The organism is Devosia sp. CN2-171, from assembly GCF_049354815.1.
In the GTDB taxonomy this organism is placed as follows: Bacteria; Pseudomonadota; Alphaproteobacteria; order Rhizobiales; family Devosiaceae; genus Devosia_A.
In genome coordinates, this window is record NZ_CP186479.1 from 97,039 (window position 1) to 110,187 (window position 13,149).

General features: G+C 64.3%; 12 protein-coding genes and 1 pseudogene. 10 read left to right on the top strand and 3 right to left on the bottom strand.

The window, feature by feature from the left end; genetic code table 11:
- The first annotated feature begins 81 nt into the window (after window positions 1–81).
- Both ACOYW5_RS00510 and ACOYW5_RS00515 read left to right on the top strand, forming a co-directional pair.
- Complete coding sequence (locus ACOYW5_RS00510) at window positions 82–660, top strand: HdeD family acid-resistance protein (protein ID WP_423067315.1); 579 nt, start codon at window positions 82–84, stop codon at window positions 658–660.
- A 26-nt stretch (window positions 661–686) separates the two neighbouring features.
- The gene (locus tag ACOYW5_RS00515; RefSeq protein ID WP_423067316.1) at window positions 687–1,253 is read left to right on the top strand and encodes an HdeD family acid-resistance protein; all 567 of its coding nucleotides are present in this window, start codon (window positions 687–689) and stop codon (window positions 1,251–1,253) included.
- On the opposite strand, the gene ACOYW5_RS00520 is transcribed toward ACOYW5_RS00515, so the two are convergent.
- Window positions 1,250–2,119 (bottom strand): YihY/virulence factor BrkB family protein, encoded by an 870-nt coding sequence (locus ACOYW5_RS00520; RefSeq protein ID WP_423067317.1) that lies wholly within the window; start codon window positions 2,117–2,119, stop codon window positions 1,250–1,252. The genes ACOYW5_RS00515 and ACOYW5_RS00520 overlap by 4 nt on opposite strands.
- Window positions 2,120–2,525: 406 nt before the next feature.
- On the opposite strand from ACOYW5_RS00520, the gene dnaG reads away from it, so the two are divergent.
- The 8 genes and pseudogenes from dnaG (at window position 2,526) to ACOYW5_RS00560 (ending at window position 11,019) form a co-directional block, all read left to right on the top strand.
- A complete protein-coding gene (gene dnaG / locus ACOYW5_RS00525; RefSeq protein WP_423067318.1) occupies window positions 2,526–4,478 on the top strand; it encodes a DNA primase in 1,953 nt (650 codons plus the stop codon).
- Window positions 4,479–4,653: 175 nt separating this feature from the next.
- Window positions 4,654–6,726, top strand: coding sequence for an RNA polymerase sigma factor RpoD (gene rpoD / locus ACOYW5_RS00530; protein WP_423067319.1), 2,073 nt, complete (start codon window positions 4,654–4,656; stop codon window positions 6,724–6,726).
- Window positions 6,727–6,818: 92 nt separating this feature from the next.
- Window positions 6,819–7,874 (top strand): annotated as a pseudogene (locus tag ACOYW5_RS00535) (DUF924 family protein); the annotation flags it as partial.
- 231 nt (window positions 7,875–8,105) lie between these two features.
- Window positions 8,106–8,774 carry a peroxiredoxin gene (locus tag ACOYW5_RS00540; RefSeq protein ID WP_423069539.1) on the top strand — a complete coding sequence of 223 codons (669 nt, stop codon included), beginning with the start codon at window positions 8,106–8,108 and terminating at the stop codon, window positions 8,772–8,774.
- A gap of 111 nt (window positions 8,775–8,885) precedes the next feature.
- A complete protein-coding gene (locus ACOYW5_RS00545) occupies window positions 8,886–9,845 on the top strand; it encodes a bestrophin family protein (RefSeq protein ID WP_423067320.1) in 960 nt (319 codons plus the stop codon).
- 64 nt (window positions 9,846–9,909) lie between these two features.
- Window positions 9,910–10,326, top strand: coding sequence for a hypothetical protein (locus ACOYW5_RS00550; protein WP_423067321.1), 417 nt, complete (start codon window positions 9,910–9,912; stop codon window positions 10,324–10,326).
- A gap of 105 nt (window positions 10,327–10,431) precedes the next feature.
- Window positions 10,432–10,719 (top strand): HlyU family transcriptional regulator, encoded by a 288-nt coding sequence (locus ACOYW5_RS00555; protein WP_423067322.1) that lies wholly within the window; start codon window positions 10,432–10,434, stop codon window positions 10,717–10,719.
- 78 nt (window positions 10,720–10,797) lie between these two features.
- Window positions 10,798–11,019 carry a hypothetical protein gene (locus tag ACOYW5_RS00560; RefSeq protein ID WP_423067323.1) on the top strand — a complete coding sequence of 74 codons (222 nt, stop codon included), beginning with the start codon at window positions 10,798–10,800 and terminating at the stop codon, window positions 11,017–11,019.
- Window positions 11,020–11,203: 184 nt separating this feature from the next.
- Here ACOYW5_RS00560 and ACOYW5_RS00565 read toward each other — a convergent pair whose 3' ends face one another.
- Together ACOYW5_RS00565 and ACOYW5_RS00570 are read right to left on the bottom strand one after the other, a co-directional pair.
- Window positions 11,204–12,244, bottom strand: a complete 1,041-nt coding sequence (locus tag ACOYW5_RS00565; protein WP_423067324.1) for an LLM class flavin-dependent oxidoreductase — start codon at window positions 12,242–12,244, stop codon at window positions 11,204–11,206.
- 129 nt (window positions 12,245–12,373) lie between these two features.
- Window positions 12,374–13,078, bottom strand: coding sequence for a tellurite resistance TerB family protein (locus ACOYW5_RS00570; protein WP_423067325.1), 705 nt, complete (start codon window positions 13,076–13,078; stop codon window positions 12,374–12,376).
- Between the last annotated feature and the right edge of the window lie 71 nt (window positions 13,079–13,149).

A 13,149-nucleotide genomic window follows, 5' to 3' on the forward strand; every position in this document is an offset into this window, starting at 1 on the left:
CTGTACAAGTCGAGCGTCAGCGCTTGGCCGGCGCGGAAAATCGGATAATCTCAAGCAAGGCAATGCATTGGAGGCGGACCGATGGCGATTTCCAGCGATACACGGAAGCGGTGGGCCTGGATCACAGGGCTGAGGGGGCTGCTGATGCTGCTCGCCGGCATCTACGCGGTGATCTTTCCGGGGCAGGCACTGGTGGTGCTGGTGCTGTTCGGCGGCGCGCTACTGCTGGTCGACGGCGTCCTCGGGCTGTGGAGCCTGACCTTCGGCGGGGCGAAGACCGGTAATTTCTGGTTCGACGTGGTGCGGAACATCCTCGCCATCATTACCGGCGTCCTGATCCTGATCTCGCCGCTGATCGCAACGCTGCTGACCGCGACGTTCCTCATCTACCTCGTGGCGTTCCAGTCGATCTTCGTGGGCGTGATGGAGATCTGGGTCATCATCCGCGAGCGCGAGCAGTATGCGCGGATTTGGCCGGTGCTGCTGTCCGGCGCCGCCTATGTGATTTTCGGCATTGCACTGCTGTTCTTCCCGGTGACTGCGGCTTGGGTGTTCGTGGTGCTGGGGGGCGTGCTGGCGATCTTCTTCGCGATCGGGCTCTTCGGGCTCGCATGGCGGATGTACATGTCGGCCGGTGAAGGCGGAGCCAAGGCCGCCTGAGACCGACTTCCTCCTGGAGGTTGAAAATGGCTGGTGAATCGACTGTGGCATGGCCGAGCATCTTCGCCGGCATTCGCGGCGTGCTGATGCTGGCAGGCGGTATCTTCGCCCTGTTCTGGCCGGCGGCGGCGCTTGCGACGCTGGTCTGGCTGGGTGGACTGATCATCATAGTGGACGGCGCACTCGGGATATGGGCCCTGCTGTTCGGCGGACGCACGAGCCCGCGGATCGGTGTGGCGATCACGCGGCACGTGCTGGCGATCATCTTCGGCATCATCGTGCTGCTGTTTCCCGCAATCGTCGGAGCGATCGGGCTCTCGACGCTCGTTATCCTTGTCGCGATCATGTCCCTGCTCGTGGGCGCCATGGCGCTCTACGTGACCGTGGTCAGCCGCGAGGTGCTGCGGAAGGGCACGTTCTGGCCCGAGGTCCTGAGCGCCTGTGCCTACCTGGTGTTCGGGCTGCTGCTGCTGTTCATGCCGCTGACCGCGGCACTGGTGCTGGTGAGCATCGTCGGCGTGCTGATGGTGCTGTACGGGCTGTTCCAGCTCTATATCGCCTGGCAGCTGCGGGGCGTGGGAGTGGTCGCCTAGACCGCTACTACCGTGTCGACGCGCTCGATCTCGGTGTTGAAGGCAGCACCGAGAACGAGGATTTGCGCCGAGTTGTAGAGCCAGAGCAGCAGCACGACCGCGGCGGAGACCGAGCCGAAGGTCGTTTCGTAGTTGCCCCAGTTCTCGACATAGATCGAGAAGATCGCGCCAGCCAGCAGCCAAAGCAGCGATGCGAGGGTGGCGCCGGGCCAGATATGGCGGAATTTCCGTGGGTGGCGATCCGGACCCCAGCGGTAGAGAGCCGCGAGGACGAGAATGGTGAGGGCGAGCAGCACCGGCCACCGCAGTGCCAGGACCAGGACTTCCTCGCCCGAGGGCCATGGGATCAGGGCGGGCAGACCGGCCACCGCCAGCAGGGCGAGGACCACGAAGATGGCGCCGCCGATACTGAGGCCGATGGCATAGAGCAGCGATTTCAGGAAGCCGCGCCTCGGCTCTTCGTTGCGAATTCGGGACATGGCGTAGAGCAGGGAATCGACCCCGCGCGACCCGCTCCACAGCGCGAAGGGCACGGTGACCAGGAGCCCCAGGCCGAGGGTGAATGGCGGCTGCGTGGCGAGCATGGTCAACTGCTCGGCGATGATGCCCTGCGCCATCTGCGGGACGATGTCGCCGACGCTCTCGATAGTGTCGGCCACCATCTGGCGATTGGCGACGATGCCGTAGATGAGCGCGATGGTCGCGATGGCCGGGAAGAACGACAGGAAGCCGAAGAAAGCGACGGCGGCGCAGCGCGGGGCGTTGTCGCGCTCGAAGAAGAACGAGCGAAGCGTCGCCAGCACGATGGCGTACCAGCGTGCGGGGCCGTCAAGGCTCTGGGCTCGAGTGCGTACCGCTTCATCCATCGCCGCGATCCGTAGGTCCAAGATGCAACGGCGGCGAGGCGGAAGGGTTGCGGGCACGAGAAGGTACCCGACTGGCTGGGCGCCATCGGGCTCTGGCAAGACTTGCCGCATCGAGTGCGGCATGGGCGGGACTTCGTCCCTATTGTGCCGGTCTACCGGCCAAAGTAGTCGGTGGGACTATCGCCCCGCCCATTGCGAAGGGACTTATGGCGCACGGCACCGCGAAGCGATGCAGGAACCGCAGTCACCCCAGATGCAACGGCTTGCACCTGGCCCCCTACCATCCCCGCGATGCCCCGTCGGCACCTCGCATCGAGAACGTGGCGCTAATCTATCACGCTCGGAATCAGCGGGGATAAGCCGGCCGGATCGTGACTTTACCGGTGCAGCCACCTAGGTATGTCCCATGCGCTTCTCCGACAGTTTCCTCGATGAAATCCGGCAGCGCCTGCCGATTTCGCAGGTGGTGGGCGAGCACGTCATCTGGGACAAGCGCAAGAGCCAGCCGCAGCGCGGCGATATGTGGGCGTGCTGCCCGTTCCATGGCGAAAAGAGCCCGAGCTTTCACGCCGACGACCGGCGCGGGATCTACCACTGCTTCGGCTGCGGCGTGTCCGGGGATCATTTCCGGTTCCTCACCGATAAGGCCGGGATGAGCTTTCCCGAGGCTGTGGAGAAGCTCGCCGGGATGGCGGGCGTGCCGATGCCAGCGCGCGACGAGCGCGAGGAAAAGCGGCAGGAAGCGCGGCGATCGCTTTACGACGTGATGGAACTGGCGACGCAGTATTTCGAGGCGGCGCTGGGCCACAATATTGGAGCGCGGGCGCGCGGGTACCTCCACGAACGCGGGGTGAGCGCCGCGGCGCAGACGCGGTTCCGCATCGGTTATGCGCCGGACAGTTCCAACGGATTGAAGGAGCACCTCGCCGTCAACGGGGTCAGTGCCCAGGAGATGGTGGACACCGGGCTGGTGGTGGTGCGCGAGGAATCGCCGCTGCCCTACGACCGGTTCCGCAACCGGGTGATGTTCCCTATCACCGACTTTCGCGGCAAGGTCATTGCGTTCGGCGGGCGCGCGATGTCGGCGGATGTGCCGGCCAAGTACCTGAACTCGCCCGAGACGGAGCTCTTCAAGAAGCGGCTCAACCTCTACAATGGCCAGACGGCGCGCGAGGCGGCGCGGGGCGGCAAGCAGGTGATCGTGGTCGAGGGCTATCTCGACGTGATCGCAGCGGTCATGGCGGGGTTCGAGGGCACGGTGGCGCCGATGGGGACGGCGCTGACCGAGGAACACCTGCAGCTATTGTGGCGGATGAGCGAGGCGCCGGTACTGTGCTTTGACGGCGACTCGGCCGGCCAGCGCGCGGCGGCGCGGGCGACGGAAATCGTGCTGCCGCACCTGCAGGCAGGCCGAACGGTGAAGATCGCGACGCTGCCCGAGGGCCAGGACCCGGACGATCTAATCAAGGCGCAGGGCCGGGGGGCGTTCGCCGACGTGATCGACCGGTCGCGCTCGCTGTCGGATGTGATCTGGAGCATCGAGACGGGCGGCATCGTGCCTGAAACGCCGGAGGCGCGGGCCGCGCTTGAGGCGCGGTTGCGGGCGCGGGCGGCGGCGATCGGCGACCAGTCGGTGAAGCGACACTACATGCAGGCCTTCGACGAGAAGCTGCAGGCGTTCTTTGCGCCGGTGCGGCAGCAGCGCTGGGAAAACCGGGACAACCAGCGCGGCGGTCGTGGCGTCGGACAATATGGCCGGAAGCCGAACCCTCAGCTTGGCAGCAAGGGCAGCCCGCGCGTCGTCGTGTCGGACACGTTGCGGAACTCGCGGCTCCTGAAGCCGGGCAGGGGGATCGATGCTACGCCGCGCGAGGCTGCGATCCTGATGACGCTGGTGAACCATCCGGCGCTGGCTGACAGCCGGCTCGAATCACTTGCGTCGGTCGAGTTCTCCTCGCCGACCTCGCGGAGCCTGCTTGGCACGCTGCTGGACCTCGTGACGCGCGATCACGAGATTTCTGCCGAGGCCTTGAGTAGTGCGCTGGGGGCCCGCGGGTTCGGCGAAGCGATCGAGAAAATGCGGGATCTGCTGGCCCGGCAGGGGGTTTGGCAGATCGGGGCGGAGATCGCCGATCCGGATGCCGAGATCGGACTAAAGCATGCGCTGGCCTTGCATTCGAAATCCGTTGAGCTAAATAAGGCCCTGAAGGCAGCCGAATTGGCGCTGGGCGAAGACCCGAGCGAAGAAACATTTGAGCGGCTGCGAGACATCCAGAACCAGATCACCACCGTCGATGGCACAGAGGCATTGATCGAAGGGTTTGGTTCGTTATCAGGACGCGCGACACGCAGCTTTTGACGAGGCGGCGGGTACGCGCGGTTTCGCATATGAGCGAATCACCCCGATGACGAACAAGTGACGGCATATCGGAAACCGTCGCGCCACCCGTTCCCTTTACGATGTTTCAAGCCGTGACCACTTAACGAGTTTATCGGCGCCCAATCCGACACGGGCCCCCGGAGCAGCAAGCTAGATGGCCACCAAGGCAGCGACACAGACCAAGCCAAAAGACGTTGAGAAGCCGGAAACCGGTACGCCTGAGACCCCCGATAGCCCGCTACTCGACTTATCCGATGCCGCGGTAAAGAAGCTGATCAAGACCGCCAAGAAGCGCGGTTACGTCACCTACGAAGAACTCAATGCCGTGCTGCCGTCGGAGGAAGTGACCTCCGAGCAGATCGAGGACATCATGGCGATGTTCTCCGACATGGGCATCAACGTCGTCGACGAGGACGAGGTCGAAGAGGCCGAGCCCGATACGGCGGAAGAAGAGTCGACCGAGATTGCCGAGCGCACCGGCACCGCGGTTGCGTCCAAGTCCAACACCCGCGAAGGCAGCGACCGTACCGATGACCCGGTGCGCATGTACCTGCGCGAAATGGGCTCGGTGGAACTGCTGAGCCGCGAGGGCGAAATCGCCATCGCGAAGCGCATCGAGGCCGGTCGCGAGACGATGATCGAGGGCCTCTGCGAGAGCCCGCTGACCTTCCAGGCCATCATCATCTGGCGCGACCAGCTGGCCAATGCCGAAATCCTGCTCCGCGACATTATCGACCTCGAGGCCACCTATGCCGGCCCCGACGCCAAGCGCGAAGCGCCGGTGATGCCGGCTGAAATCGAGCGTCCCGCCGAGAAGCGCGAGGACCCCAGGGCCGCCGTGAAGCCCAAGCCGGCCCCTCGCGCCCGCACCGGTGACGACGAGGACGACTATGTCCCAGAGGAGCCCGAGGCACCGCAGGACCCGGTCGAGGAAGAGGACGACGATTTCGAGAATTCGCTGTCGCTCTCTGCGATGGAAGCCGAGCTGAAGCCGCAGGTGGTAGCGACGTTCGACCGCATCGCCGAGGCTTACGGCAAGATGCGCAAGCTACAGGACCAGCACGCCGAGGATCGCCTTGCGGGTGCCGCTCCGGCGACCGCGTCCGACCTCAAAAAGCTCGAAGGCCTGCGCTCGGAAGTCATCACCGACGTGAAGTCGCTGAGCCTCAACCAGGGCCGTATCGAGAGCCTCGTCGAGCAGCTCTACGACATCAACAAGCGCCTCGTGCGCTTCGAGGGGCGCCTGCTGCGGCTCGCAGAGAGCTATGGCGTGAAGCGCGAGGATTTTCTCAAGGCGCATTACGGCAGCGAGCTGGACCAGGACTGGGTCGGCACGATTTCGACCCTCGGCGGCAAGGGCTGGACCGAGTTCGCCAAGCGCGAAGTCGATACCATCAACGAAATTCGCGGTGAGATCACCACGCTGGCCACCGAGACGGGCCTCGATATCGCCGAGTATCGCCGCATTGTGCACAAGGTGCAGAAGGGCGAGCGCGAGGCCGCGATCGCGAAGAAGGAGATGGTGGAAGCCAACCTCCGCCTCGTGATCTCGATCGCCAAGAAGTACACGAACCGCGGCCTGCAGTTCCTTGATCTCATTCAGGAAGGCAACATTGGCCTGATGAAGGCCGTGGACAAGTTCGAGTACCGCCGCGGCTACAAGTTCTCGACCTACGCCACGTGGTGGATCCGGCAGGCGATCACCCGTTCGATCGCCGACCAGGCCCGCACCATCCGTATTCCGGTGCACATGATCGAGACGATCAACAAGATCGTCCGCACGAGCCGCCAGATGCTGCACGAGATCGGCCGCGAGCCGACGCCGGAGGAGCTCTCCGAAAAGCTGCAGATGCCGCTCGACAAGGTCCGTAAGGTCCTGAAGATCGCCAAGGAGCCGATCAGCCTCGAGACGCCGATCGGCGATGAGGAAGATTCGAACCTCGGCGATTTCATCCCGGACGTGAACGCGATCCAGCCGATCGACGCTGCGATCCAGTCGAACCTGCGCGAAACCACGACCCGCGTGCTGGCGTCGCTGACGCCGCGCGAGGAACGCGTGCTCCGCATGCGCTTCGGCATCGGCATGAACACCGACCACACGCTCGAAGAAGTGGGCCAGCAGTTCAGCGTGACCCGCGAGCGTATCCGCCAGATCGAAGCCAAGGCCCTGCGCAAGCTCAAGCACCCGAGCCGGTCGCGGAAGCTGAGGAGCTTCCTCGACAACTGATTGGCGGCAAGTAGTATCAAAGGGCCGGGCGAGATAATCGCCCGGCCCTTTGCTTTGCGCCATTGCCGAGCCAATCCGAGAAAGTGTCCTCCATGCAGACGGTCAATTATCGTGCCGGTGACACCATCCTTGCGCAGGGCGAGGAAGGGGAGACAGCGTTTCTGATCTCGTCGGGGCGGGTGGAAGTCGCGATCGGGCAGGGGGTCGGGGCGAAGGTCGTGGGGACATTGGGGCCGGGCGAGGTGTTCGGCGAGATGAGTCTGATCGAGCCGGGACCGCGGTCGGCCACGGTCAAGGCGCTGGCGGACACCGAGTGCCGGGTCACCAGCTACGACGAGTTTATGACCTCGGCGCAGACCGATCTCGATAGCGCGATGGCACTGATGAAGACGCTCGTGCGCCGTCAACGGCAGACCAGCGACCAGGTTGCCAGCATGAACCCGGGCATCCGCTATCGGGTGGAGCAGTGCCTGCAGGTCATTCTCGCCGGGCTGGGCGAGCGTGACGCCGTGTCGGGCGAGGAGATGCAGGCGCTGCAGCGCGAGCTCGGCATGCTGCTCAAGGCGGACCGGCTGCAGGTGGCGGAGACTGAGATCGCCAAGGCAGAGGATGTGCTCGAGTACATGCTGCGGCCGACGATGGAGGAGTGTCTCGACCTCTGGTTCGGCAAGGCCGAGGCGACGGACAAGGAGATCTGGGACCGGTTCGGGGCGGATGTCGCGCTGGCCTCGCGCGGGCACTACGACCTCTGGGCGCTGAATGTCGAGTATCCGCGGCTGCTCGTGGCGCTGGTGATCATGCTCGATCAGTTCACGCGCAACATGTATCGCGACACGCCGCAGATGTACGCGGCGGACCATCGCTGCCAGTCACTGGTGAAGCGTGGGCTGCGGGTCGGGGTGGCGCAGAAGCTGCGGCCGATCGAGCGGGTGTTCCTTTGCCTCGTCCTGACCCACTCGGAGTCGCTCGAGGACCAGCAACTGTGCATGGAAGAGTGGTCGCAGGCGATGGAGCAGCTTTCGCCTGAGGATCCGCTCAATGTCTTCCACGAAATCTTCCACCGCCACGTGGCCGTCATCCAGCGCTTCGGACGCTTCCCGCATCGCAACAAGCTGCTCGGGCGTGAGAACACCGAAGCCGAAGCGGCGTTCCTTGCCGACAACTCATTCCGCTTCGACCTGCCGCTGGTGCGGCAGCCCGATGGTACGCTGGCCTTCGCCGGATCGATCAAGCGGCATGCGGTAGAAGTGCTGGGACACGCGTACCAGAGCATCATGCCGAGCAAGGAGCAGGCGACGGGCCAGCAGTTCGAGTATGCCTATGACAGCCCGGATGCGGTGTTCACCCGGACGCGGGACCAGCTGAACAAGCAGGGATTCATCCGGATCGGCGACCAGGTTCCGGACTTTGCCGCCGAGACCAGCCAGGGGCCGATCCGCTTTCACGAGTTCATCGGCGAGTCCTGGTGCGTGCTGTTCTCGCACCCGTCGGATTTCACGCCGGTCTGCACCACCGAACTCGGTGCCACGGCGAAGCTGGGCCCCGAGTGGATGAAGCGGGGTGTGAAGGTGATCGGGCTCAGTGTCGACGGCACGGCCGAGCACGGGCGCTGGATCGCCGATATCAACGAGACGCAGCAGACCGAGGTGAATTTCCCGATCATCGCCGACAAGGACCGCAAGGTGTCGATGCTGTTCGGCATGCTGGACTCCACGACGTTCGGGCGCACCGGGGCGACGGTGGCGGTGCGCAGCGTGTTCATCATCTCGCCCACCAAGCGCGTGGAGTTGGTGCTGTCGTATCCAGCCTATGTCGGGCGCAATTTCGATGAGATCCTGCGGGTCGTCGATGCCCTGCAGCTCTCGGCAAAGTATCGGGTGGCGACGCCGGCGAACTGGCAGCCGGGGCAAGATACGGTAGTGCTGCCGTTCCTATCGGACGCGGAGGCCGAGGAGATGTTCGCCGAACAGGGCGGGTTTCGCAAAGTGCGGTCGTACCTGCGCTATGTCCGCGATCCGTCGCTGCGGTTGCTGAAGTCGGGCTCCTAGGCAGGGTTGCCATCGGAAAAGCGGCGAACTATGGCCTAACGGTCGTCGGGGCGGAGCGGTGAGTCACTCGGGATGTATGTGGGGCGGTCCTATCGGCTGGTAGAATACGCAGTGTGGTCGCGCCGCAGCGTGATCTACATGGTGCTGGTTAGCCTCGTGGCGGTCGGCGCGTACAGCCTGCCGGGCATCGCCGGGTTCTCGGTGCCTTGGTCGGTGGTGCTGGTGCTGGGCACGACGGTGTCGCTGGTCGCCGGCTTCAAGAATTCGCAGGTGCTCACCCGCAACAGCGAGGCGCTGCAGGCCTTCTCGCAGATCACGGCCGGCAGCCGGGTGTGGGCGAGCCTCAGCATCGATTTCCTCGACGAGACGAATGCGCGGGCGATGATCTATCGCCACCTGGCCTGGCTGACGGCCCTGCGCTTCTCGCTGCGACGGCCGATGCCGTGGGAATCGATGGCGCGGCGGGCCAACAAGGAATTTCGCCGGCGCTACCACATCCAGGAAGACGACGGTTCGCTGCCCATCGAGCTGCGCGCGTTGCTTGGAGCGGATGCGGAGCCAGTATTGGCGGCGGCGCAGCCGACGGTTGCGCTGCTGGCCGAGCAGACCACTCAGGTCAATGCTCTGCTCAAGGCCGGCACAGTGCCGACGCAGGTTTATTCCGAGCTGTTCAAGCTGGTGCGCGACTTCCATGATCAGCAGGCGCGCTGCGACCGCATCAAGAACAACCCGTATCCGCGCCAGTATGCGATCGCCAGTGCGATCTTCGTGTGGGTGTTCTGCACGCTGTTGCCGTTCGGCGTGGTGCCGGTATTTGCCGAGATGGGAAAGCTCGGCGGCGTACTCGGAGTTGTCGGCATCTGGCTGACGGTCCCGTTCAGCGCGCTGCTCGGCTGGGTATACATGTCGCTGGACCTCGTGGGCGAGAGTTCCGCCAATCCGTTCGAGGGCAACGCCAACGACGTGCCGATCTCGCAGATCTGCCGGGACATCGAGATCGAACTCAGGTCGGCGCTGGGTGAGACGTCGTTGCCGCCGCCGTTGCTCCCGGTCAACAACATCGCGACCTGACCCGCGTCGGAACTGCCAGCAGCCGCGGTCGTTTGTCTCGCAGACCCTTCCGAGGAGACAGACAATGGACAAGCGGATCGAGAAGCTCTTTGCCGACTACGGCAAGGCGTTCAGCGCGCTGGAATTGCAGAAGACCGCCGAACTCTATTCGGACGAATTCATCGCTGCTGGACCGAAGGGGATCATCTCGCAGAAGCGGGCCGAGTTCCTCGCCAATGCCGGCAAGGCGGCCGAGTTCTACCGCAGCGTCGGGCAGCAATCGGCTAAGGCGCTGTCGATGAAGGAGACCTGGTTCGGCGACGACTACGTCATCGTCACCATCCATTGGGGCGTGACCTTCAAGACGCTCAAAAAGCCGGTGGAGTTCGACGTCAGCTACCTTGTGCAACTGACCGACAAGACGCCGCGGATCATTCTCTTCATCAGCCATGAAGACGAGGAAGAGACGATGAGGAAGCTCGGGTTGCTCAAAGCCGCCTGATTTGCGGCGGGCAATCGACAAACATTCCGATTGCCCGCAAGCCCGTGATGCGATTGAAGAGGCACAGCATTCAAAATCGCGGCGGCGGCTGCGCAGGAGATCGAGATGTCGTTCTGGAAGAACCTGTTCGGCGGCGGCAGCGCACCGAAGTCGATCGAACCGGCCGTGGTCGGCGAAGAGAGCTACAAGGGCTACACGATCAAGGCGATCACTATGACGGTGGGCAGCGAATACCAGCTCGCCGGCACGATCGAGAAGACCATCGGTGAAGAGCTGAAGACCTACCAGTTTGTGCGCGCCGACCGCTTCTCGTCCAAGGAAGACGTGGTGACCTTCTCGCTGGCCAAGGGCCGGCAGATCATCGACGAGCAGGGCGACGCGATCTTCCGCTAGCGGATCGCCCAACAGCAACCAGCAACATCCGTCCGGCGTTCCGTCGGACCGTCGTCCTCTGGACGAATGGAGAAGACAATGGCCAAGAAACCCACCGCCAGAACCGAGTTCGTGTTCTTCGACGTCGTCTACGAGGACGGCAGCCAGCGCTCAAACCGCAAGGTCGATGCCAGCCTCCTCGGCGGTCTCGATGGCGACGAGGCGGCGCGCGGTGCGATCATGGAGCAGGACCGCGCCATCGCTGAGAAGTCCGGCCTGCCGCCGTTGCCGATCAAGACGCTGAAGCGCAGCGGGAAGTAACTCCCGTCGACTCCCAGGGGTGGTGCGTTGCTGAGGCAGACGGCCCCCTCCCATCCTCCCCCATAAAGGGGGAGGTGCCCTGCCGGTGCTTAAGGCACAATCGAAGACAGACGCCCGACTCTTCACCTCCCCCTCTATGGGGGAGGCCGGGAGGGGGGTCGTCTCTGTCAGTCGGTGAACCGCGTTAAGCGCCCAGCGCCTTGTTCACTGCCGGCTTCACCACAGTTCCGAACAGCTCGATCGCCTTCATGACTTTGTCGTGTGGGAGCGTGCCGACGCTCAACTGCAGGCCGAAGCGGTCGTGCTGGAACCATTCGTGCTGCATCAGGATCTTGTCGATGACCTGCTGCGGGGACCCCATGAAATATGCGCCGGATGGGCTGGCGCCGGCTTCGAACTGGGCGCGGGTGGTGGGCGGCCAGCCGCGCTCGCGCCCGATGCGGCTCATGGCTTCGTGGTGGGCCGGGAAGGCGATATCGAGGGCGTCCTGCGAGTTCTCGGCGATGAAGCCGTGCGACGAAATGCCGATCGGCATTTTCTTGAGATCATGCCCGACCTTCTCCGCCGTGAGCCGGTAGAGCTGGGTGAACTGCTGGAAGGCCTCGGGATTACCGCCGATGATGGCGATCATCAGGGGCAGGCCGAAATAGGCTGCCCGGGCAACCGAGTTCGGGGTGCCGCCGACGGCGATCCAGAGCGGCAGCGGGTCCTGGATGGGTTTGGGATAGATGGAGATGCCGGGGATCGGCCTCGTGTGCTCGGAGCCGGGCCACTCGACCTTGCCGCCTTCGCGGATCTTGAGGAGTTCAGCGAGCTTTTCCTCGAACAGGGTGTCGTAGTCGTCGAGCTCGTAGCCAAAGAGCGGGAAGCTCTCGATGAACGAGCCGCGGCCGGCCATGATCTCGGCGCGGCCGTTCGAGAGCAGGTCTAGGGTCGAGAACTGCTGGTAGACGCGGATGGGATCGTCCGAGCTGAGCACGGTCACCGCGGTGGAGAGCCGGATGCGCTTGGTGATCGCGGCTGCCGCGGCGAGGATGGTCACCGGCGCCGAGGCGACGAAGTCGGGGCGGTGATGTTCGCCGAGGCCGTAGAAATCGAGCCCGACCTCATCGGCGAGCTTGATCTCCTCGAGCAGGTCCCTCAGCCGCTCGGCCGGCGACTGCAGCTTGCCGCCGTTCAGCGGGTCAGGCGTGTTCTCGGCGAAGGAGTAGAGACCGATTTCCATGTGCGCACCTCGTTTGGTGCGCTCTAAATGGCTGTGCATTCCGGCCGAAGCAAGAACGCACAGCCCTGTAACCAGGAGGTATTGTCGCGCTTTCGAACCAGAAAAGTCTGCAACGTTCCTGAAAGCGCTCTAGACGTTGCTGTTGGGAACGTAGCTGGCCGCAGCGTTCGGAGGGGTGGCGGGCACGGCGGGGGGCGTCACGTCGGCTTGGCGGTGGATTTCGTCGACCAGCCCCTGCGGAAGCTTCAGCTTGAAGGCCAGCGCGTCGAGATAGCCGCGTTCCGCGGCCGTATCGGGCTTCATGGCGACGAGCGAGGCGGCGTAGATTTCGGAGGCATGTTCGGGCGTGTCGGCGCGCGCGACGACGGCGTCGATATCGAGCGGGCTGCCGAGTTCGTCGAAGACGAAAGCCTTTTCCTCGGAGGAGAGCGGCATCGACTCGAGCCTCTTGAAGATGCGCTCCTTTTCCTCGGCATCGATCTGGCCGTCGGCCTTGGCGGCGGCGATCATGGCGCGGACGAGGGTCTTGCCCAGTTCTTCCTGCTGATAGGCCGCCTGCGGCGGCGGCACGAATGCATCCTGGGTCGGGGCAGGTGCACCGTCGGAGGGGGCGCCGGCGGCCTGCTGGTTCTTCTGGTAGGTCTGCCAGGCGGAGTAGGCGAGGCCGCCCACGGCGGCTACGGCGCCGACCTTGGCGACGTTGCCGACCATCTTACCCAACCCGCCGCCCGAGAGCAGCATGCCTGCGGCGAGGCCGGCGGCACCGGTCATGGCGGTGCGCTGGGCATTGGGATCGGTCTGCAGAGCCTTGATGATGCCGTCGATGTTGAACATGGTTCGCTCCCTTTTTTGGTGTCGTTAGCGCAGTTAGGTAGCGCGCGGTTCTCTCGCAAGGATGACAAGTG